This is a genomic window from Ensifer sp. ENS09 (assembly GCF_014852425.1).
Classification (GTDB): domain Bacteria; phylum Pseudomonadota; class Alphaproteobacteria; order Rhizobiales; family Rhizobiaceae; genus Ensifer.
Genome location: NZ_JACVBP010000002.1, coordinates 1,095,664 through 1,114,236, shown reverse-complemented (window position 1 = coordinate 1,114,236; position 18,573 = coordinate 1,095,664). Strand labels below are relative to the sequence as shown.

The following is an 18,573-nucleotide window of genomic DNA, read 5'->3' as shown; positions in this document are numbered from 1 at the left end:
GGCTATTGCTTGCCGCCACCGTCTTTGTTTCAGGAGCTGGAGTTCCGATGCTTTACGCCGTGTTTTGCTACAATCAAGAAGATGTCACGAACGCCTGGACCAAGGAGCAGGACGAAAAAGTCATGCATGATCTGTTGGCCGTACAGAGCAAATATGCGGAGGCAGGCCGGCTTGGGCCGGTGGCGCGCTTAATGCCGACGACGGCGGCGACGACGCTCCGGCACAGTCACAGCGAGACGATCGTAATCGATGGCCCGTTTGCCGAAACGAAAGAGCAACTGCTCGGTTTCTATGTCATCGACTGTGCGTCTCTCGATGATGCGCTCGAGTTCGCCCGTGATCTGAGTTCTGCCAATCCGGCCGCTGGCTCCTACGAAATCCGTCCCCTTGCCATCTACAAACCCAGTGAGCTTGCTTCATGACAGACACAGCCTGGATAGACCTCGCTCTCGTTTCGGCCCGGCCGCAGGCCGTGGGCGCGCTGTTGCGCTATTTCCGCAACCTCGACACTGCCGAAGAAGCGTTTCAGGAGGCCTGTATCCGGGCTTTGAAGACCTGGCCGAAGAGCGGCCCGCCGCGCGACCCCGCCGCCTGGCTGATCTTCGTCGGCCGCAACAGCGGCATCGACAAGGTGCGCCGCCAGTCCCGCGAGACGGCGCTGCCGCCGGAGGAAATTCTTTCCGACCTCGAGGATCAGGAGGGCGCGCTCGCCGACCAGCTCGACGGCTCCCACTATCGCGACGACATTCTTCGCCTGCTGTTCGTCTGCAGCAATCCGGCGCTGCCGGCAACGCAGCAGATCGCGCTGGCGCTGCGCATCGTCTCGGGCCTTTCGGTCAAGCAAATCGCCCGCGCCTTCCTCGTCAGCGAGGCGGCGATGGAACAGCGGATCACGCGGGCCAAGTCGCGTGTCGCGGCCGCCGGCCTTGCCTTCGAGACCCCGGATGCGGCCGACCGGTCAGATCGGCTCGCCGCCGTCGCCACGATGATCTACCTCGTCTTCAACGAGGGCTATTCGGCGATGAACGGCCCGGAAAGCGTCTCGGCCGACCTGTGCCAGGAGGCGATCCGGCTCGGACGCCTGTTGCTTCAGCTTTTCCCGGCCGAGCCGGAGATCAAGGGGCTTACGGCGCTCATGATGATCCAGCATTCGCGGGCGCGCGCCCGCTTCGACGCCGATGGCGCCGTCATCCTGCTTGATGACCAGGACCGCAGCCTGTGGGACCGCCCGCTGATCGACGAGGCCTTGGCGCTGATCGACAGGGCGATGCAGTACCGCCAACCGGGCGCCTACCAGATCCAGGCGGCGATCGCGGCGCTGCATGCCCGCGCCGAGCGTGCGGATGAGACCGACTGGGCCCAGATCGACCTGCTCTACCAGGCGCTCGAGCGGCTGCAGCCCTCTCCGGTGATCACGCTCAATCGCGCAGTGGCGGTTTCGAAGCGTCAGGGGCCGGAAGCCGCGCTGGCGATGATCGCGCCCTTGGCGGAAAAGCTCTCCGGCTATTTCTATTTCCATGGCCTGAGCGGCCATCTCCTGAAGCAGCTCGGCAAGGTCCGCGAGGCGCGTGTGGCCTTCGACCATGCGATTGCGCTTGCGACCAACGCGGCCGAATGCGCTTACATCCGCATGCAGCTCGACAAGCTCGATGAAACGCCTGGTATCGAGATCTCCGAAAGAAAAATCTGACGGTGCCTGTCGGGATCCCTCATGCGCTTTCGTCCTTGGACCGAGAACGAAATCCAAGGAGAGAAATCAGTGACCACCAGCCTCGTTATGCCCGCCCCAACGGCAAAGTCGATCATCCTCGGCCGCTTCCTCAGCGGCGTGCTAGTCGCCTTCCTGATTTTCGATGCCGTCATCAAGCTCGTGCCGCTTGCTGTCGTCACCGAAACCATGGTCGCGCTCGGCTACTCGGCCGACCAGGGCCTGGCACGTCTGCTCGGCATCCTCACATTGCTATGCACGGTGCTCTATGTGATCCCGCGCACCTCGATCCTCGGCGCCATTCTGCTCACCGGCTATCTCGGTGGCGCGATGGCGACGCATCTTCGGGCCGGCAGCCCGCTCTTCACCCATCTGCTTTTCGGCTTCTATCTCGGCGTGATCGCCTGGGGCGGCCTCTGGCTTCGGGATCCGCGCCTGCGCGCCCTCATCCCGCTCAAGAACTAACGGCAAGCGACAGGAAGACGACCATGACCAAGACTGTCAAGGACTACATTGCCGGCCTTTCCGGCGTTCCCGCCGACGTGGCGAAACGCCTGCATGATGCCATCCTCGCGGTGGGCGGGCTGACGGACATCGTCAAATGGGGGCATCCGGTCTACGACGCCGGCGGCGCTGTCTGCCTGCTCAAGGGCACAAAGGACTCCGTCACCTTCGGCTTCTGGCGCGGAGCCGACATGCTCGATCTTGATCCTCGCATGGAGAAGGGCGGCGGCAAGGGTGACATGGCCTATATCCGCCTGCGCAGCACCGATGACGTCGACGCAGCACAGGTCGCCCGGCTCGTTGCCAGGGGCATCGAACTCAATCGCCTCAAGGGCGATCCGACGAAGGTGGCCTAGACGCAACAAACTTGCAGCGCGACCGAGGAAACAGAGCGCCTTTATCGGCCGCGATGCAATATCTCTTTACGGGACCAGGAATTTACACCAGATCCCGCGAGATAGACATGATCCTCTACTACCAGACCCATTCCCCCTTCGCTCGAAAGGCGCTCGTCTTTGCCCATGAGATCGGTCTTGCCGACCGGCTCGAGGTCATTCACCACGAAACGAGCCCGACACGGCGCAACGATGAGGTCTATGCCGAAAACCCGCTCGGCAAGGTTCCGATCCTGTTGCGTGAGGGGCAGGAGCCGATCTTCGACAGCGACGTGATCTGCGCCTATCTCGACACGCTCCATGAGGGCCGCAAGCTGATTCCGGAGGCCGGTGAGCCGCGTTGGCGGGCGCTGAGGCTGCAGTCGGTGGCACAGGTCTTGGCCCAGACCGGCATCGGCCTGCGCTGGGAATGGGAGCGCCGGCCGGAGCATCTGCGTTATCCGGCGCTTGCCGATGGTTATGCCGAGAAGATCGAGGCGACCTATGATTGGCTCGAAGCGACCTTGCGCCCGGAACAAGACGTCGATATCGGCCAGATCGCGCTTGCGACCACGCTCTCGTGGATGGCGTTCCGCGACCTGCCGTCCTTTCGTAACCGCCCACAGCTGACGCGCTGGTTCGACGCTTTCGAACAGCGCCCTTCAATGGTCGCAACGCCGCTCTCGGGTGAAACGTTCGATTGAGCCTGTAGCCGGCGAAACCCTACCAGAAGCAATCCCAGGAAAAGTGCGACGCGGTTTTCCGTTGGAAATCGCGTCCTTACCACCTTACGGGCAGGCGAGATCGGCAACCACCGCGTCGAGGATCAACATGCCCGCCGGCGTGCAGCGCAGGCGGGAATTGCCGAGCCGCTCGATGAAGCCGTGATCGATCAGGAACTGTTCCCGCTCCGGGTCCGGATCGCGGCCGGAAAGGGTCTGCCAGCGGGCGAGATCGACGCCTTCTTTCAGGCGCAGGCCCATCAGCAGCAACTCGTCGGACTGCGCCTCGAGATCGAGGGATTCCCGTTCGATCATGCCGTGGCCATGGGTTTCGACGAGGCGCAGCCATTCCTCGGGCTTGCGCTCCGTGGAGGTCGCGATCTTGCCATTGCCGATGCCGAGACGCCCATGCGCGCCCGGACCGATACCGGCATAGTCGCCGTAGCGCCAGTAGGTCAGGTTGTGGCGGCTTTCGGCACCCGGGCGGGCGTGGTTGGAAACCTCATAGGCGGGCATGCCGATCGAAGCCGTGATGTCCTGCGTCGCCTCGTAGAGCACCGCCGATTGTTCTCCGTCGGGAACGATGAGCTTGCCGGCCTTGTGCAGGCCGAAAAAGGGCGTGCCTTCCTCGATCGTCAGCTGGTACAGCGACAGATGGTCGACCGCGTAGGAGACGGCCTCCTTAAGCTCGCGCTCCCACTCCTCGACCGTCTGGTTCGGGCGGGCATAGATCAGGTCGAAAGACATGCGCGGGAAGATTTCGCGCGCCAGCCGGATTGCCTTCAGCGCATCCTCGACATTGTGCAGCCGGCCCAGGAATTTCAGGTCTCGGTCGTTCAGCGCCTGGACGCCGAGCGAGACGCGGTTGACGCCGGCGGCGCGGTAGCCGTGGAAGCGTGTCGCCTCGACGCTCGACGGGTTCGCCTCCATGGTGATCTCGATGCCGTCGGGCACATGCCAATGGCGAGCGATACCCTGGAGGATGGCGTCGACCGTGGCGGGTTCCATCAAGGACGGCGTGCCGCCGCCCATGAAGACGCTGGTGACGGTACGCGGGCCGGAAAGCTCGCGCACTTCTTCCATTTCCTTAAGGAAAGCGGCAACGAAGCGCGGCTGGTCCACTGGCTGGTGGCGCACATGGCTGTTGAAGTCGCAATAGGGGCATTTGGCCGCGCAGAACGGCCAATGCACATAGACCCCGAAACCGGGGTCCATGCCGTCACCGATCGCCGATAGCGTGGCAGTCTGCATTATTGCGTCTCTCATGGTCACATTTCATAGGGAGCGGGGACGCGGCGGATAAATCCGCGGTTTCCTCCTCCCGCTCCGATCACGCTCCGAGGCAGGTTTCGGCAAAGATCTTGAAGGCGCGGGCGCGGTGCGACAGAGCCTCTTCGTCGCCCGGCTTCCAGCCGTGCTTCTCGTCGGCGCTCATCTCGCCGAAGGTGGTGTCGTAGCCCTTGGGCTGGAACACCGGATCATAGCCGAAGCCCTGGCTGCCACGCGGCGGCCAGACGACGAAGCCTTCGACTTCGCCGCGGAAGAGTTCCACATGGCCGTCCGGCCAGGCAAGGCAGAGAACCGAGACGAAGCGGGCGGTGCGCTCGGAAGGCGTCTTGGCGCCTTTCTCCTGCAGCGCATCTTCGACCTTTTGCATGGCCATGGCGAAGTCGCGGCTGCCATCCTCGCGCTCGGCCCAGTTGGCGGTATAGACGCCGGGTGCGCCACCGAGCGCGTCGATCGCCAGACCGGAATCGTCCGAAAGCGCCGGCAGGCCGGAGGCTTTGGCCGAGGCAAGCGCCTTGATCGTGGCGTTCTCCTCGAAGGTCGTTCCGGTCTCGTCGGGCTCGACGAAATTGAGGTCGGCGGCCGACTTCGCCTCGAAGCCGAGCGGGCCGATGAGATCGCGGATTTCGCGGATCTTGCCGGCATTGTGGCTGGCCACGATCAGCGTCTTGTTGTCCAGTTTGCGCATGGTGTCTCGTTTCGTGTTCATTCGATGGACCAGAGGCCCGGTTCCGCACATTCAAGGCTGTTGCCGGCCGGGTCGCGGAAATAGAAGGACCGCGCCCCATTGGGCCAGCGGGTGTCCGCTTCGATCGCGATACCCGATGCTTCCAGTTTCGCCTTCCAGGCGTCCAGCGCTGCGGCGGAAACCCGGAAGCACATGTGACCCTGGCCGCTTGTGCCGTGCGGGATTGGCGGCTTCAGCGTTTCGTCCGGATTGAAGATCAGCAGCACGCCCGGTCCGCAGCGATAGAAGACGTGACGATTACCGGCGCGCGTGATCTTCTGCAGACCGAGAATGCCACCGTAGAAGGCCTCGGCGGCATCGAGGTCACCCACGTAGAGGGCGGTCTCGAGAATGCCTTCCAGCGCCGGGGCCATCTTGACGTTCCTTCCTCAGCCGGCGATCGCCTGCTTCTGCAGCGCCACCAGTTCGGCAATGCCGTTCTTGGCAAGGCCCATCAGGCTTGCGAATTCTTCTTCCGAGAACGGCTTGCCTTCCGCCGTGCCCTGGATCTCGACGATGCCGCCCGAGCCGGTCATGACGAAGTTGGCGTCGGTCTCGGCAGCAGAATCTTCGAGGTAGTCGAGATCGATCACCGACTGGCTGGCGAAGATGCCGCAGGAAATGGCGGCGACATGATCCTTCAGGACCTTCTCGACCTTGACCATGTTGCGGGCTTCCATCCACTTCAGGCAGTCGTGGAGCGCGATCCAGGCGCCGGTGATCGAGGCCGTGCGCGTGCCGCCATCAGCCTGGATGACGTCGCAGTCGATCGAGATCTGGCGTTCGCCGAGCGCCGGCAGATCGACGACGGCGCGCAGCGATCGGCCGATCAGCCGCTGGATTTCCTGGGTACGGCCGCTCTGCTTGCCGCTTGCCGCCTCGCGCCGCATGCGCTCGCCGGTGGCGCGTGGCAGCATGCCGTACTCCGCCGTCACCCAGCCCTTGCCGCCATTGCGCAGCCAGGCCGGAACCTTTTCCTCAAGGCTGGCGGTGCACAGCACATGCGTGTCGCCGAACCGCACCAGACAGGAGCCTTCCGCATGCTTGGAAAAATTGCGCTCGAAAGAAACCTTGCGCATTTGATCGGTTTTTCTGCCGGATGGCCGCATCGTCAACTCCTATCGTATCTCGTGAGCCTTCTACTGCATAATTCCCTAAATCGAAATCGATTTAGGGACAAAATTGTGCAGCAGTTTATGGTGCTGCAGCGACCTTTGGCGCGTCCAAGGACGCGCGGCGCTGCAGAACATGGCGCGGGCAAAGGGAACCGGTGGAAAGCCGGGCAATCGACCGTTTTTTCCCTTTTGCCAACGGCTCGCAGGGACACTATATTCCGGCCACGGCAGGATGTGCCTGCATATGTGGAGTGACATGGTACTGCGCAATCCCGGAGCAAAGGAAATCGCCGCGGCGCTCGACGAGCGCTCGGGCGAAATTTTCCGTCGCATCGTGGAGACCTATCTGACGAGCGGCGAGCCGCTCGGCTCGCGCAACCTGTCGCGGCTTTTGCCGATGGCGCTGTCGCCTGCCTCCGTGCGCAACGTGATGAGCGACCTCGAAGACCTCGGGCTCATCTATTCGCCGCATGTGAGCGCCGGTCGCCTGCCGACCCAGACGGGCCTGCGCTTCTTCGTCGACGCCTTCATGCAGGTCGGCAATCTCTCACCTGAAGACCGCGCCTCGATCGACCGGCATGTCCGGCGCGACGACCATACCCAGCCGGTCGATGCGCTTTTGACCGAAGCGAGCCAGATGCTGTCCGGCATGTCGCGCGGCGCGGGTCTTGTCATCACCGCCAAGGCCGATCCGGTGCTGAAGCATGTCGAGTTCATCCGCCTGGCGCCGACCAAGGCGCTGGCCGTGCTCGTCGGCGAACATGACCAGGTGGAAAACCGCATCATCGAGCTGCCGGCAGGCGTCACCAGCTCGCAGCTTACGGAAGCCGCAAACTTCCTCAACGCCCATCTCGCCGGACAGACGATCGCCGAGGTGCGCGCCCAGCTCGAAAGGGTGAAGCTGACGGTGCGCGGCGAACTCGACGCGCTGTCGCAGGATCTCGTCGAGCGCGGCCTCGCCATCTGGTCGGGCAACGAGGGCGACGAAAAGCCGGCGCGCCTGATCGTGCGCGGCCGTGCCAACCTGCTCGAAGGGCTCGAAGGCGCCGAGGATATCGACCGGCTTAGAATGCTGTTCGATGATCTCGAAAAGAAGGACAGCATGATCGAGCTGCTCGATCTTGCCGAAAGCGGCCCGGGCGTGCGGATCTTCATCGGCTCGGAAAACAAGCTGTTCTCGCTGTCCGGCTCCTCGCTGATCGTCGCACCCTATCGCGATGGCGAGGACCGCATCGTCGGCGCCGTCGGCGTCATCGGTCCGACGCGGCTCAACTACTCGCGCATCGTGCCGATGGTCGATTACACCGCGCAGCTGATGTCGCGGCTTTCGCGCTAGGAGCGCGCCTTTAGCTGACGTGCGCCATTGAACCCTTGATTTTTCGGCCCCAAACCTCGATATCGGCTTCAAATCCAGTTCCTGAGCATTTTTGCTGAAACGCAGGCTCGCGCTTGCGGTGTGGAAATGCGAAGGACAATAGAGACGACACTGCGGAGAACGTCATGACCGACGATACGAACAAGCACGGACCCGAGGCCACCGACGAGGTATTCGACGCCGCACCGGACGCTGCCGAGGCAGCGGCCGTTGCCGAGCCCGATCCGTTGGAACTCGCCCGGGCCGAGAGCGCCGAACTGCGCGACAAGTACCTTCGGCTTGCCGCCGAGATGGACAACCTGCGCCGTCGCACCGAACGCGACGTCAAGGATGCCAAGTCCTATTCGGTTGCAGGCTTTGCCCGCGACATGCTGGCGGTATCCGACAACCTGCGCCGCGCGCTCGACGCTATTCCGGCGGAAGCCAAGGAAGCTGGCGAAGCCGGTCTCAACGCGCTGATCGAAGGCGTGGAGATGACCGAGCGCTCGATGCTTTCGGCGCTCGAGCGCCACGGCGTGAAGAAGCTGGAGCCGGAAGGCCAGAAGTTCGACCCGAACTTCCATCAGGCAATGTTCGAAATCCCGAATGCGGATGTGCCGAACAACACGGTGCTACAGGTCGTCCAGGCCGGCTACACCATCGGCGACCGCGTCCTGCGTCCGGCCATGGTCGGCGTTTCCAAGGGCGGCCCCAAGGTCGTTGCCGGCGAGAACGGCGACACGCCGGCCGCCTGATCCTGCTGAACGGAATTCAACAAAAACGCCGCGCGAACTTCGCGCGGCGTTTTTGTTTGGTGCGCGGCTCGACAGCTGCGGGCAAGTGCTACCCGAACAATTGCTGCAGATGATCGTTGAGGAAGCGTCCTTCGGGATCGACCTTGGCCCTCAGCGCCCGGAAGTCGCCGGCGCGGGGGTAGAGTGCCGTTACATCCTCGGCGCCGAGGAAGTGCAGCTTGCCCCAGTGCGGCCGCGAGCCGTACTGCCTGAGGATCGTGTCCACGTCCTTCAGATATTCCCAATAGTCGGTGCCAGGCTCGCCGGAGACCGAAAGCGTGATCGAGTCCTGCTCGAAGAACGGGCTGATCCAGCCGGTGTCGCCGGCGGTGAAACGATACTCGATCGGATAGATGCAGGTCGGGTGCTTTTCCAGCATCAGCTTGCGCACCGCCTTGACCGCTTCCTTGCCGTGGGCGACGGGCACCGCATATTCGAGCTCGTGGAAGTTCGGCACGTATTCGATCGGGTAGATCTCCGAGGAATAGGCGATCTTCTCGAAACCGCGCTCCATCGGCGCTTCCCCGGTGATGTCGATCACCTTCATCTCGCAGACGTCGGAGGTCTTGTCGGTGGTCGAAACCGAGGCCGTATCCGGCAGGCAATAGCAGTGGCGGCTCTCGGGCACCGGGCACCAGAAGAAGCCGAAATGGCGGTGCTTGGCGGCAAGCTCGTCGTGCTGCTCGATCATTTCGTCGAAGGTGCAGCGCCAGAGCTTTTCATGGAGATTGTAGCTCTCCATCGCCTGCAATGTGATCTCCGAGATCACGCCGAGCATGCCGACGGAGACGCGCGCCGCCTCGAGCAGGTCCGGCGTCGTCTCGTCGACCACGAGAATGCTGCCGTCCGGTTGCACGAGGCGCATGCCGACGATCTGCGAGGCCATGTTGCCAAGTCTGGCGCCGGTGCCGTGGGTGCCGGTCGTCAGCGCGCCGGCCAGCGCCTGGCTGTCGATGTCGCCCTGGTTGATCAGCGACAGGCCGTTTTCCTTGAGCACCTTGCCGAGCTGGTTGATGGTGGTGCCGGCCCTGACCGCGACGCGCTTGCGCGCGCTGTCGATCCCGACGACACCTTGCATGCTGGAAAGCGTCAGATGCAGCCCGCTCGTCAGTGCCACCGGTGTGAAGGAATGGCCGGACCCGGCGCAACGGACGTTCAGCCCCTGCGCTGTCGCATCGCGCACCATTTCGGCCAGCGCCGCCTCGCTCTCCGGCGCGCCGCGATGGCGCACGATGCATGATTGGTTTCCGACCCAGTTGCGCCAGTGGCCACCTGCCTGAAGCATTTTCCCCTCCCTCAAACCGCGGTGAAGCAATTGTCTACGAACAGATGCGTGCCGTTGACGAAACTCGCCTCGTCGCTCGCCAGAAACAATGCCGCGTTCGCCACTTCCTTCGGATCGCACATGCGGCCCTGCTGCGCGGCGATCGCCGCCTCCGAAACGTCGACGCCATATTTGCTGAGGCCGACAAGCTCGCGCTTGCCGTGGTCGGTGGCGATGAAGCCCGGGCAGACGGCGTTGCAGCGGATGCCGCGGTCGCGAAACTCGACGGCGATGGCGCGGGCGAACATGTGGCAGGCGCCCTTTGTGGTGTCGTAGAGCACCTCCATCGGCGTGGCCGCCACGGCCGAGATCGACGAGGTGCAGACGATGCTGCCGCCGCCGGCCGCAAGCATGCCCGGCAACACTGCCTTGGTCATCAGGAACATGCTGCGCACATTGACCGCCATCAGCCGATCCCACTCGTCCTCCTCCGTTTCGAGGAAGGGGCCGACGGCAAGGATGCCGGCGTGGTTGAAGAGCACGGTGATGGAACCGAAGGCCGCTTCGACCGCCTTGACGGCGGACGTCACCTCGGCCGACACCGAGACGTCGGCGGGGGCGAAAATCGCCTCGCCGCCATTGGCGCGGATCGAGGCGGCCACCTCTTCGCCCTTGCTGCGCGGCAGGTCGACGATCGCGACCTTTGCGCCTTCGCGCGCGAACAGCTCGGATGCGGCAAGACCACAGCCTCCCGCGCCACCGCTGATCAGCGCCACCTTGCCTGAAAGCCTGCCTGCCATCGTCATCCTCCCCCTTGGGCGTCCTTCGCAGCGGTCGCCAATGACGACCCGCGATGGATCCGGTTTCTCACTCCCCGGGAATTATTGTTGACGAGTGAGGGGCTGTCGATATCCCATGGGGGATACGTAGGGTTGGGGGATGACAAGGGAATGCTCGCAAGCGAGTCCGCCGATATCTCGGCGATGATCGGCCTGATCGGCACCGAGGATTTCGGCCGGGCGCTCGACCGGATGCTCCGGTCGGTCACCGGCTTTGATCTCTCGGTCGTGTTTGCCTACCCCTACGATGCCAGGCCGATCGTCCTGCATGACGGCTATACGGCCAAGGTGTCGGCAAGTGCGCTTTCCGCCTATCTCGGCGGCGCCTATCTGCTCGATCCCTTCTATGTCGCCTGTTGCGCCGGCCAGCCTGCGGGCCTCTGGCGAATGCGCGAGCTGGCGCCGGACCAGTTCTTCCAGTCCGACTTCTCGTCGTCGGCGGAAGTGCATCCTTGCGTGTCGATGGAATCCGGCGTTCTCGTCGAGGAGGTGGGCTTCGTCATCCCGCTCGATGGCGGCCTGCAGGCGACCTATTCGCTGATGCGCGGCCGCGGCGGCGAACCTTTCAGCGAGGCGGAACTGGCGCGGCTCCGCGTCTACGAGCCGATCGTGCGCGAGGCCATCCGGTCGAACTGGCGCCAGCAGGGCCAGCCGGTCGCGCCGCCGCCTTCCGAGGAGGGCGACGACGCGATGGAGGTGGCGTTCGAGAGCCTCTGTTCAGATCGGCTGACCAAGCAGCAGCGCAACATCGTGCGCCTGATCCTCAGGGGCCACAGCAACCTGTCGATCGGCAAGGTGATGAATATTGCCGAAGGGACGGTGCGCATCCATCGCAAGAACATCTATCGCCGGCTCGGCATTTCGAGCCAGGGTGCGCTGTTCCGGATTTTCATCGATCATTTGAACGGGCGTCAGCTCTATTGACGCAAGGTTCGGGCGACTGTGCGCATCCTGCCGGATGCGCCCCGTTGTTCAAGCTCAGGCGGCGTGCGAGGTCGCGTCGTCGTCGAGCAGCGTGTAGATCGCGCTGGCGGAATCGCTCGAGCGGATCTTGGCCACCATGTCCTGGTCGCGAAGCACGCGGGCGATGCGCGACAGGGCCTTGAGGTGGTCCGCGCCGGCGCCTTCCGGAGCAAGCAGCAGGAACACGAGATCGACCGGCTGGTCGTCGAGCGCCTCGAAATCGACAGGCGTGTCGAGACGCGCGAAGATGCCGATGATCGAGGGAAGGTTGTTGAGCTTGCCGTGCGGGATGGCGATGCCGTTGCCGACGCCGGTGGAACCGAGGCGCTCGCGCTGCAGGATCACGTCGAAGATTTCACGCTCCGGAAGCCCGGTGATCTTAGAAGCTTTTGCCGCCAATTCCTGAAGGAGCTGTTTTTTCGAGTTGGCCCTCATGGCCGGGATGATCGCATTTTGATGCAGTAGACCTGCCAATGCCATTCTTTTGTCCTCGTTCGCCGGTTAGAGCCGGACAACATCATCATAAATGCGTCGCAATGGCTCTAACCATCTTTGTCATGGCGGGTTCCATGCACAGAAAAGTCACATTTTCCGGCCTGGCCGCTGAGTTGCGGGAGAGGGACGCCGGCATGCCGGCATCCCTCTTTTTCGCTCATGCTTTGATATTGGCAGCGTCGATCCAGCCAATATTTCCGTCGTTGCGTCTGTAGACGATATTCAGTTCGGCCTTGCCGGGAGTGCGGAACATGAGGACGGGTTCATCCGTCATGTCGAGTGCCATCACGGCGCTGGCGACAGACATCGTCCTCAATTGTTTCGAGCTTTCGGCGACGATCGTCGGTGCGTAATCCTCGGGGACTTCGTCATCCTCGAAGGGCACCGAATCCATCACTGTGTAGGCCACTTCGGCAGCGTTCTGTCCGTTGCCGTTGTGATGATCCTTCAGCTTGCGCTTGTAGCGACGCAGGCGCTTTTCGATGCGGTCCGACGCCGCGTCGAAGGCTGCCTGTGGATCGTTCGCCTGGCCATTCGCCTGCATTACCACGCCCGTATCGAGATGAAGCTTGCAGTCGGCGCTAAAGCGCGGCCCGGATTTTTCCACAGTGACCTGGCTTGAATATCCTCCGTCGAAATATTTGGTAACGGCCTGCTCGATCTGCTCGCCAATGCGGGCGCGGAACGAATCGCCGATTTCCATCTGTTTACCGGATACACGCACACTCATGGAGTTTCCTCTCTCGTTCGTGATTTGCGCAGCCAGTCTATTCCAAGCGGTCCCGTCATCCAAGCCTTTCAGACTTGCGAGCGCGCCTCTGTCGCAGCCACCGGTCGCACCGGTCGCCTCCGGGGCGAGCATGTCCCCGGCAATTGCGGCGGGCTCATATCGCCTGTGTCGGAGAGAGTCAATCGAAGGTCGCAAAAAAGTTAATGCGCCTTAACGTTCGGGGCTCAGAAACCGGAGGCCTTGGCGAGCGCGCGCTTCTCCCGCCGGCGCTGCACGGAGGAGGGGATGTTCATCGCCTCCCGGTATTTGGCGACCGTGCGCCGCGCGATGTCGATGCCGGCCTTCTTGAGGATGTCGACGATGTCGTCATCGGAAAGCACGGCCTCGGTGGTCTCCTCCTGGATCAGCGTGCGGATCTTGTGGCGGACGGATTCCGCCGAATGGCTGTCGCCGCCTTCGGCCGAGCCAATCGAGACGGTGAAGAAATATTTGAGTTCGAACAGCCCGCGCGGCGTCAGCATGTACTTGTTCGAGGTGACGCGGCTGACGGTCGATTCATGCATCTTGATGGCGTCGGCCACGGTCTTGAGGTTCAGCGGCCTGAGATGCCCGATGCCGTTGGCGAGAAAGGCGTCCTGCTGGCGCACGATCTCGGTCGCGACCTTCATGATCGTGCGGGCGCGCTGGTCGAGGCTACGCGTCAACCAGTTGGCATTCTGCAGGCACTCGTTGAGGAAGGCCTGGTCGGCGCTGTTTTTCTGCGTGCCGCGCGAAACCGAAGCGAAGTAGTCCTGGTTGACCAGAACGCGCGGCAAAGCGTCCGGATTGAGCTCGACCAGCCACGACCCGTCGGGCGCTGCCCGCACGACGATATCGGGCACGATCGCCTCGCTGACGCTGGTCTCGAAGCTGGTGCCCGGCTTCGGGTCGAGCTTGCGGATTTCCGCCAGCATGTCGATCAGGTCTTCCTCGTCGACGCCGCAGATCTTCTTGAGCGTTGCGAAATCCCGTCGCGCCAGAAGTTCGAGATTGGCAAGCAGCGCCTCCATCGCCGGGTCGAGCCGGTCGCGGGCGCGCAGCTGGATGGCGAGACATTCGCCGAGCGAACGGGCAAAGACGCCCGGCGGATCGAACTGCTGCAGCGTCAGCAGCACCCTGACGACGTCGGCATGCGCGGCACCCAGCCGTTCGCCGACCTCGCCGAGGTCCGCCTGCAGGTAGCCGGCGTCGTCCAGCTGGTCGATGAGGTGCTGCGCGATCAGTCGGTCTGACGGCGCTGGCAGCGCGAAGGGCAATTGTTCCAGAAGCGTTTCGCGCAAGCTCTTGCGGCCGGCCACGAAGTCGTCGAGGTCGTAGTCTTCGCCCTCGCCGCCGCCGGGCATCGATTTCCACTGGCCAAGCAATTCCGGCGCGTCGGCGCGCTGCGGCGTCGTGTCGTCCTGGAAGACATTGGCGAAATCGGCATCGAGCTGGTCGTCAAGCCGCTCGCCGCTCTGCGATGTGGCGCTGTCATAGAGATCCGCCTGGCCGCCGCCGTCGTCGTTTCCGCCACTCTCGTCGCCGCCGGCCATCTCGCCCCGCTCCGGGGTGAGCTGATCGTCATTTGCCTGAAATTCGAGCAGCGGGTTCTTTTCGACTTCCTGGGCGATGAACTGGTTGAGTTCAAGATGCGTCATCTGCAGCAGCTGGATCGACTGCATGAGTTGTGGCGTCATCACCAGGGACTGGGATTGGCGCAGATGAAGGCTGGCGGACAGGGCCATGCTGACGCGAAACTCCCGAGAAATCTCCAGGGGCCGCGGTGCTTCTCCGGTCGCCGATCGGGCCCTTTTCTTAATTGGCCCAAAAATTGCTTATCGGAAAGGTTTGGTCAAGCGCGATCGCGGGCGGAATCGCCCGCGAGGCGGTCTCAGAGGCTGAAATTGTCGCCGAGATAGAGCCGGCGCACGTCAGGATTGGTGACGATGTCGTTGGCGCGACCATGCGTCAGCACTTCGCCGGCATGGATAATGTAGGCACGGTCGATGAGGCCGAGCGTCTCGCGAACGTTGTGGTCGGTGATCAAAACGCCGATGCCGCGCGATGTCAGGTGCCGGACAAGTGCCTGGATGTCGGCGACCGAGATCGGATCGACGCCGGCAAAGGGCTCATCGAGCAGCATGAAGGTCGGGTCGGTCGCAAGCGCGCGGGCGATTTCGAGACGGCGGCGTTCGCCACCGGAAAGCGCAATCGCCGGCGACTTGCGCAGATGCGTGATGTTGAACTCGCCGAGCAGGTCGTTGAGCTTGCTCTCGCGTCGCTCCAGGTTCCTGTCGTGGACCTCGAGCACGGCGCGGATGTTCTCCTCGACCGTCAGCCCGCGGAAGATCGACGCTTCCTGCGGCAGGTAGCCGACGCCGAGGCGTGCACGCCGATACATCGGCATGGTCGTCACGTCGTTGCCGTTGATCTCGATCGAGCCCTCGTCGACGGGGACGAGGCCGGTGATCATGTAGAAGCAGGTGGTCTTGCCGGCGCCGTTCGGCCCGAGCAGGCCTACGGCTTCGCCGCGCCGCACCACGAGCGATACGCCGTTGACGACCCGGCGCTCGCGATAGGCCTTGGTCAGCCCACGGGCGATCAGCGTGCCGTCATAGCGCGCCTTGTCGACCGCATGGCCGGAGGCGACCGCAGCGGTCGCCGACGGCTTGCGGACCCGTTTGCGCTTGTGGAGGAAGGGAAGTTGCACGAGCGGTCTACGTCAGTTCGTCTTGCGGGACTTCGGGTCGAGCTGGATCTGCACGCGGCCGCCGCAGGCTTCGAGCTGGGCCTCACCGGTTTCCATCTGGACGTTGAGCTGGCAGCCGACGAAGACGTTCTTGCCTTCCGAGAGGACGACCTTGTCGCCCTTGAGAACGAAGACCTGCTTGGTCATGTCGAACGAGCCGGTGTCGGCCGTCGCCTGCTGGGTGCCGGAGCTCAGGAAAACCTTGTTGCTGACCTCGATGCGGTCGATGTCGGCGTCGCCGCTCGAAACCGAGCCGCCGCCGGACTTGTAGAAGACGACCATGTTGCCCGCCTGCAGCGTCGTCGTGCCCTGCACGACCTTGACGTTGCCGCTGAAGATCGCCTTGCTTTCCGGGTCCTTGATTTCGAGCTTGTCGCTCTCGATCTGGATCGGCTTGTCGTTGGACAGCTCAAGGCCCTTCATCTTGCTCGACGTGGCCTGCGCAAAAGCGCCGGAGGCAATAATCAAAGCGCCGGCTCCGGCAATGGCCAGGCTGGCGGAAATCTTGAAAAATGATGCGGTTGTGACCGACATGGAGTGCACCGGGTCCTATTTCGCGTTTTTGCGGATGGCGGTGGGCTCGACGTTCACCCTCACCATGCCCTCGAAAATTACAATACGTCCCTTATCCGTCATTCGCAGCGTCTGCGCAATGATCGAACCACCCTTCATGCTGATCGCAACGGGCTGCTTCGTTTCCATCTCGCCGGCATTGATGTCCAGATAGGCCGACTGGAAGTCGGCGTTGATGCCATTATTGACGGAAATGGTGAACGGGGCGTTCATGTCGAGCGTATTGGCGCCGCGATCGTAGATGCCGTTGGTGGCATCGACGGTTGCCATCATCGAATCCTTCATCGGCATTTCCGCGTGGATCGTCTGCAGCGTGATGATGTCGGGATTGGCGATGTCCTGAAGCGCCCGCTGGGCCTTCATCGAATAGCTGATGCCCTGCTTGTTGCGGCCGGAGATCGCCGGGTTCTTCATGACGATCTTGCCATCCTCGATCGTCGCGGTCTCGATCTGCAGGTCGACGGGCATGAAGGCGCGCACGAAGGACACGGCGGCAAAAATGACGGCGATGACGCCGGCGATGATCGGCAGGATGATCTTCAGGCGACGCACGCGCGCGGAATGCCGCGCGGCGAGCGCGTAGGCGTCGGCGGAGCTCGCACCCGTATCGGCAAAGATGCCCGGCGCTGGCGCGTGGTTCAACATGAAAAGGCCTGTCGGTTCTACTGCTTTTGTCGCTGACCCGGCGAAGGGGTCATTTACATACATTGGTGTAAGTCGTCGCAAATATGGATATTTTTTGCTGTCGCACAATGGCGCCGCAAAAAAACTCGGGTAAGGCGCAAAAACGCCCGCCGCGGCTTTCAACCGTGACCAAGCGCGTTTATGGAATATGCCTCTTCGCGCGCAGATAGCACGTTCCCGCGGAAACTGACAGAAGCAGCGCCAACAAATCGGGAGAAACCCACATGGACGAACTCGCCATCGCCGATCGCCGCAGCCTGCGCCGGAAGTTGAGCTTCTGGCGCTTTGTGGTGGCGGGCCTGCTTCTCCTCGTCGCGCTCGCCATCTTTGCATGGTCCGGTGCTGCCGACGACGTCGGTCACAACAGGCAGCATGTGGCGCGTGTCGCGATCACCGGCCTGATCCAGGATGACCGCGAGCTGCTCGAGCGCCTGCAGAAGATTGCCGACAACGACAGCGTCAAGGCGCTGGTCGTGACCATTTCGTCGCCGGGTGGCACCACCTATGGCGGCGAGGTTATCTATAAGGCGATCCGCAAGGTCGCCGCCAAGAAACCGGTCGTTTCCGACGTGCGCACGCTTGCCGCTTCGGCGGGCTACATGATTGCGCTCGGCGGCGATACGATCGTTGCCGGCGAAAGCTCGATCACCGGCTCCATCGGCGTCATCTTCCAGTACCCGCAGGTCAAGGAGCTGATGGACAAGCTCGGCGTTTCCCTGGAATCGATCAAGTCGCGGCCGCTGAAGGCGGAACCTTCGCCCTTCCATCCGGCCAGCGACGAGGCGAAGGCCATGATCCAGTCGATGATCGACGACAGCTACGCCTGGTTCGTCGACCTGGTTGCCGAGCGCCGCAAGTTGTCGCGTCCCGATGCGTTGCTGCTCGCCGACGGACGCATTTTCACCGGTCGCCAGGCGCTGAAGGCCAAGCTCGTCGACAAGCTCGGCGGCGAGGACGAAATTCGCGCCTTCCTCACCGAGAAAAAGGTGTCGAAGGACCTACCGATCGTCGATTGGGAAGCCCCCCGCAAGACCCTTCCTTTTGGCCTCGGCGCGCTGGTCGGCAACTGGATCAAGATGTTGGGATATGACGCTTTTCCGGCAATGAGCGGGCTCGAAAAAGTTGCAGGCGACAAGTTGTTTCTTGACGGTCTTGTTTCGGTTTGGCAGGTTGATGGCCAATGAGCAAGGCGACATATACCCAGCCTGAGCCGTCGAGCGATGTCGGTGATTTTGCAAATGCCGCGCACCGCCTTGCGGAAATCACAATGCAGACCGAAAAAGCAAAACAAACAAGAATTTGAGGGGGCGACAGTGATCAAGTCAGAACTGGTGCAGATTGTTGCAGCTCGCAATCCGCATCTCTACCACCGCGACGTCGAAAATATCGTCAACGCGGTCCTCGATGAGATCACCGACGCGCTCGCCGCAGGCAACCGGGTCGAACTGCGTGGCTTCGGCGCCTTCTCAGTCAAGAACCGGCCCTCGCGGTCCGGGCGCAACCCTCGAACCGGCGATTCCGTCTTCGTCGAGGAAAAATGGGTGCCGTTCTTCAAGACCGGCAAGGAACTGCGCGAGCGGCTCAACCCGGGCATGAACGGCGACGACGAGGATTGATTATCCTTGGCGGTCTACAGAGACCCCCAGCGACCCCCTGTAAACGAGGCCCGTTGC

22 protein-coding genes are annotated in these 18,573 nt (G+C 62.8%); 10 read left to right on the top strand and 12 right to left on the bottom strand.

The features are described from left to right. Positions 1 to 47: 47 nt before the first annotated feature. The 5 genes from IB267_RS13480 (at position 48) to IB267_RS13460 (ending at position 3,290) form a co-directional block, all read left to right on the top strand. Positions 48 to 422: a YciI family protein gene (locus tag IB267_RS13480; protein WP_034797485.1), complete on the top strand. Its 375-nt coding sequence runs from the start codon at positions 48 to 50 to the stop codon at positions 420 to 422. After that, positions 419 to 1,690 carry an RNA polymerase sigma factor gene (locus IB267_RS13475; protein WP_192448038.1) on the top strand — a complete coding sequence of 424 codons (1,272 nt, stop codon included), beginning with the start codon at positions 419 to 421 and terminating at the stop codon, positions 1,688 to 1,690. The genes IB267_RS13480 and IB267_RS13475 overlap by 4 nt, the downstream gene beginning before the upstream one ends. An 87-nt stretch (positions 1,691 to 1,777) precedes the next feature. After that, entirely contained in the window at positions 1,778 to 2,173 is a 396-nt protein-coding gene (locus tag IB267_RS13470; protein WP_060608316.1) for a DoxX family protein, read from the top strand. Positions 2,174 to 2,196: 23 nt separating this feature from the next. Next, entirely contained in the window at positions 2,197 to 2,568 is a 372-nt protein-coding gene (locus tag IB267_RS13465; RefSeq protein WP_192448037.1) for a DUF1801 domain-containing protein, read from the top strand. A gap of 107 nt (positions 2,569 to 2,675) precedes the next feature. After that, positions 2,676 to 3,290: a glutathione S-transferase family protein gene (locus tag IB267_RS13460; protein ID WP_192448036.1), complete on the top strand. Its 615-nt coding sequence runs from the start codon at positions 2,676 to 2,678 to the stop codon at positions 3,288 to 3,290. 84 nt (positions 3,291 to 3,374) lie between these two features. On the opposite strand, the gene hemW is transcribed toward IB267_RS13460, so the two are convergent. From hemW to rph, 4 genes are all read right to left on the bottom strand, one after another. Further along, complete coding sequence (gene hemW / locus IB267_RS13455; protein WP_192448035.1) at positions 3,375 to 4,559, bottom strand: radical SAM family heme chaperone HemW; 1,185 nt, start codon at positions 4,557 to 4,559, stop codon at positions 3,375 to 3,377. A gap of 79 nt (positions 4,560 to 4,638) precedes the next feature. Beyond that, positions 4,639 to 5,283, bottom strand: coding sequence for an RdgB/HAM1 family non-canonical purine NTP pyrophosphatase (rdgB, locus tag IB267_RS13450; protein ID WP_192448034.1), 645 nt, complete (start codon positions 5,281 to 5,283; stop codon positions 4,639 to 4,641). Between the two features lie 17 nt (positions 5,284 to 5,300). Then, a complete protein-coding gene (locus IB267_RS13445; protein WP_192448033.1) occupies positions 5,301 to 5,696 on the bottom strand; it encodes a VOC family protein in 396 nt (131 codons plus the stop codon). 15 nt (positions 5,697 to 5,711) lie between these two features. Beyond that, positions 5,712 to 6,431 carry a ribonuclease PH gene (rph, locus tag IB267_RS13440; RefSeq protein ID WP_192448032.1) on the bottom strand — a complete coding sequence of 240 codons (720 nt, stop codon included), beginning with the start codon at positions 6,429 to 6,431 and terminating at the stop codon, positions 5,712 to 5,714. Between the two features lie 262 nt (positions 6,432 to 6,693). Between rph and hrcA the strand changes: the two genes are divergently transcribed. Continuing rightward, on the top strand, positions 6,694 to 7,773 hold the full coding sequence (gene hrcA, locus IB267_RS13435; RefSeq protein WP_104662632.1) for a heat-inducible transcriptional repressor HrcA: 1,080 nt from the start codon (positions 6,694 to 6,696) through the stop codon (positions 7,771 to 7,773). A gap of 164 nt (positions 7,774 to 7,937) precedes the next feature. Continuing rightward, positions 7,938 to 8,546: a nucleotide exchange factor GrpE gene (gene grpE, locus IB267_RS13430; RefSeq protein WP_192448031.1), complete on the top strand. Its 609-nt coding sequence runs from the start codon at positions 7,938 to 7,940 to the stop codon at positions 8,544 to 8,546. Between the two features lie 88 nt (positions 8,547 to 8,634). Here the strand turns inward: grpE and IB267_RS13425 are convergent, their stop codons facing one another. Together IB267_RS13425 and IB267_RS13420 are read right to left on the bottom strand one after the other, a co-directional pair. Continuing rightward, entirely contained in the window at positions 8,635 to 9,870 is a 1,236-nt protein-coding gene (locus IB267_RS13425) for a D-arabinono-1,4-lactone oxidase (protein WP_192448030.1), read from the bottom strand. An 11-nt stretch (positions 9,871 to 9,881) separates the two neighbouring features. Continuing rightward, positions 9,882 to 10,649 (bottom strand): SDR family NAD(P)-dependent oxidoreductase, encoded by a 768-nt coding sequence (locus IB267_RS13420; protein WP_192448029.1) that lies wholly within the window; start codon positions 10,647 to 10,649, stop codon positions 9,882 to 9,884. A gap of 150 nt (positions 10,650 to 10,799) precedes the next feature. Between IB267_RS13420 and IB267_RS13415 the strand changes: the two genes are divergently transcribed. Next, the gene (locus tag IB267_RS13415; RefSeq protein ID WP_192448028.1) at positions 10,800 to 11,612 is read left to right on the top strand and encodes a helix-turn-helix transcriptional regulator; all 813 of its coding nucleotides are present in this window, start codon (positions 10,800 to 10,802) and stop codon (positions 11,610 to 11,612) included. Positions 11,613 to 11,666: 54 nt separating this feature from the next. On the opposite strand, the gene ptsN is transcribed toward IB267_RS13415, so the two are convergent. The 6 genes from ptsN to lptC all read right to left on the bottom strand — a co-directional run bounded on the left by ptsN (position 11,667) and on the right by lptC (position 16,861). Continuing rightward, a complete protein-coding gene (gene ptsN / locus IB267_RS13410; RefSeq protein ID WP_043615607.1) occupies positions 11,667 to 12,131 on the bottom strand; it encodes a PTS IIA-like nitrogen regulatory protein PtsN in 465 nt (154 codons plus the stop codon). A gap of 172 nt (positions 12,132 to 12,303) precedes the next feature. Further along, positions 12,304 to 12,876, bottom strand: a complete 573-nt coding sequence (gene hpf, locus IB267_RS13405; RefSeq protein ID WP_034797455.1) for a ribosome hibernation-promoting factor, HPF/YfiA family — start codon at positions 12,874 to 12,876, stop codon at positions 12,304 to 12,306. Positions 12,877 to 13,100: 224 nt separating this feature from the next. Beyond that, on the bottom strand, positions 13,101 to 14,639 hold the full coding sequence (rpoN, locus tag IB267_RS13400) for an RNA polymerase factor sigma-54 (protein ID WP_192448027.1): 1,539 nt from the start codon (positions 14,637 to 14,639) through the stop codon (positions 13,101 to 13,103). Positions 14,640 to 14,785: 146 nt separating this feature from the next. Beyond that, entirely contained in the window at positions 14,786 to 15,604 is an 819-nt protein-coding gene (gene lptB / locus IB267_RS13395) for an LPS export ABC transporter ATP-binding protein (RefSeq protein ID WP_192448026.1), read from the bottom strand. Between the two features lie 12 nt (positions 15,605 to 15,616). Then, a complete protein-coding gene (locus IB267_RS13390) occupies positions 15,617 to 16,177 on the bottom strand; it encodes an LptA/OstA family protein (protein WP_192448025.1) in 561 nt (186 codons plus the stop codon). A 15-nt stretch (positions 16,178 to 16,192) separates the two neighbouring features. Continuing rightward, positions 16,193 to 16,861 (bottom strand): LPS export ABC transporter periplasmic protein LptC, encoded by a 669-nt coding sequence (gene lptC, locus IB267_RS13385; RefSeq protein ID WP_043615620.1) that lies wholly within the window; start codon positions 16,859 to 16,861, stop codon positions 16,193 to 16,195. 263 nt (positions 16,862 to 17,124) lie between these two features. On the opposite strand from lptC, the gene sppA reads away from it, so the two are divergent. Beyond that, positions 17,125 to 18,084, top strand: coding sequence for a signal peptide peptidase SppA (gene sppA / locus IB267_RS13380; RefSeq protein ID WP_043615623.1), 960 nt, complete (start codon positions 17,125 to 17,127; stop codon positions 18,082 to 18,084). Positions 18,085 to 18,120: 36 nt separating this feature from the next. Beyond that, on the top strand, positions 18,121 to 18,516 hold the full coding sequence (locus IB267_RS13375) for an integration host factor subunit beta (protein ID WP_371742532.1): 396 nt from the start codon (positions 18,121 to 18,123) through the stop codon (positions 18,514 to 18,516). Positions 18,517 to 18,573: the final 57 nt, after the last annotated feature.

What these genes read in the sequence shown, in the direction of transcription:
- IB267_RS13425 (WP_192448030.1), bottom strand. Translation starts at nt 9,870, where the DNA reads ATGCTTCAGGCAGGTGGCCACTGGCGCAACTGGGTCGGAAACCAATCA.
- IB267_RS13445 (WP_192448033.1), bottom strand. Translation starts at nt 5,696, where the DNA reads ATGGCCCCGGCGCTGGAAGGCATTCTCGAGACCGCCCTCTACGTGGGT.
- lptC (WP_043615620.1), bottom strand. Translation starts at nt 16,861, where the DNA reads ATGTTGAACCACGCGCCAGCGCCGGGCATCTTTGCCGATACGGGTGCG.
- ptsN (WP_043615607.1), bottom strand. Translation starts at nt 12,131, where the DNA reads ATGGCATTGGCAGGTCTACTGCATCAAAATGCGATCATCCCGGCCATG.
- rpoN (WP_192448027.1), bottom strand. Translation starts at nt 14,639, where the DNA reads ATGGCCCTGTCCGCCAGCCTTCATCTGCGCCAATCCCAGTCCCTGGTG.
- rph (WP_192448032.1), bottom strand. Translation starts at nt 6,431, where the DNA reads ATGCGGCCATCCGGCAGAAAAACCGATCAAATGCGCAAGGTTTCTTTC.
- rdgB (WP_192448034.1), bottom strand. Translation starts at nt 5,283, where the DNA reads ATGCGCAAACTGGACAACAAGACGCTGATCGTGGCCAGCCACAATGCC.
- IB267_RS13480 (WP_034797485.1), top strand. Translation starts at nt 48, where the DNA reads ATGCTTTACGCCGTGTTTTGCTACAATCAAGAAGATGTCACGAACGCC.
- IB267_RS13375 (WP_371742532.1), top strand. Translation starts at nt 18,121, where the DNA reads ATGTCGGTGATTTTGCAAATGCCGCGCACCGCCTTGCGGAAATCACAA.
- grpE (WP_192448031.1), top strand. Translation starts at nt 7,938, where the DNA reads ATGACCGACGATACGAACAAGCACGGACCCGAGGCCACCGACGAGGTA.
- sppA (WP_043615623.1), top strand. Translation starts at nt 17,125, where the DNA reads ATGGACGAACTCGCCATCGCCGATCGCCGCAGCCTGCGCCGGAAGTTG.
- IB267_RS13465 (WP_192448037.1), top strand. Translation starts at nt 2,197, where the DNA reads ATGACCAAGACTGTCAAGGACTACATTGCCGGCCTTTCCGGCGTTCCC.
- IB267_RS13460 (WP_192448036.1), top strand. Translation starts at nt 2,676, where the DNA reads ATGATCCTCTACTACCAGACCCATTCCCCCTTCGCTCGAAAGGCGCTC.
- hpf (WP_034797455.1), bottom strand. Translation starts at nt 12,876, where the DNA reads ATGAGTGTGCGTGTATCCGGTAAACAGATGGAAATCGGCGATTCGTTC.
- IB267_RS13420 (WP_192448029.1), bottom strand. Translation starts at nt 10,649, where the DNA reads ATGGCAGGCAGGCTTTCAGGCAAGGTGGCGCTGATCAGCGGTGGCGCG.
- hrcA (WP_104662632.1), top strand. Translation starts at nt 6,694, where the DNA reads ATGGTACTGCGCAATCCCGGAGCAAAGGAAATCGCCGCGGCGCTCGAC.
- hemW (WP_192448035.1), bottom strand. Translation starts at nt 4,559, where the DNA reads ATGCAGACTGCCACGCTATCGGCGATCGGTGACGGCATGGACCCCGGT.
- IB267_RS13390 (WP_192448025.1), bottom strand. Translation starts at nt 16,177, where the DNA reads ATGTCGGTCACAACCGCATCATTTTTCAAGATTTCCGCCAGCCTGGCC.
- IB267_RS13415 (WP_192448028.1), top strand. Translation starts at nt 10,800, where the DNA reads ATGCTCGCAAGCGAGTCCGCCGATATCTCGGCGATGATCGGCCTGATC.
- IB267_RS13475 (WP_192448038.1), top strand. Translation starts at nt 419, where the DNA reads ATGACAGACACAGCCTGGATAGACCTCGCTCTCGTTTCGGCCCGGCCG.
- IB267_RS13470 (WP_060608316.1), top strand. Translation starts at nt 1,778, where the DNA reads ATGCCCGCCCCAACGGCAAAGTCGATCATCCTCGGCCGCTTCCTCAGC.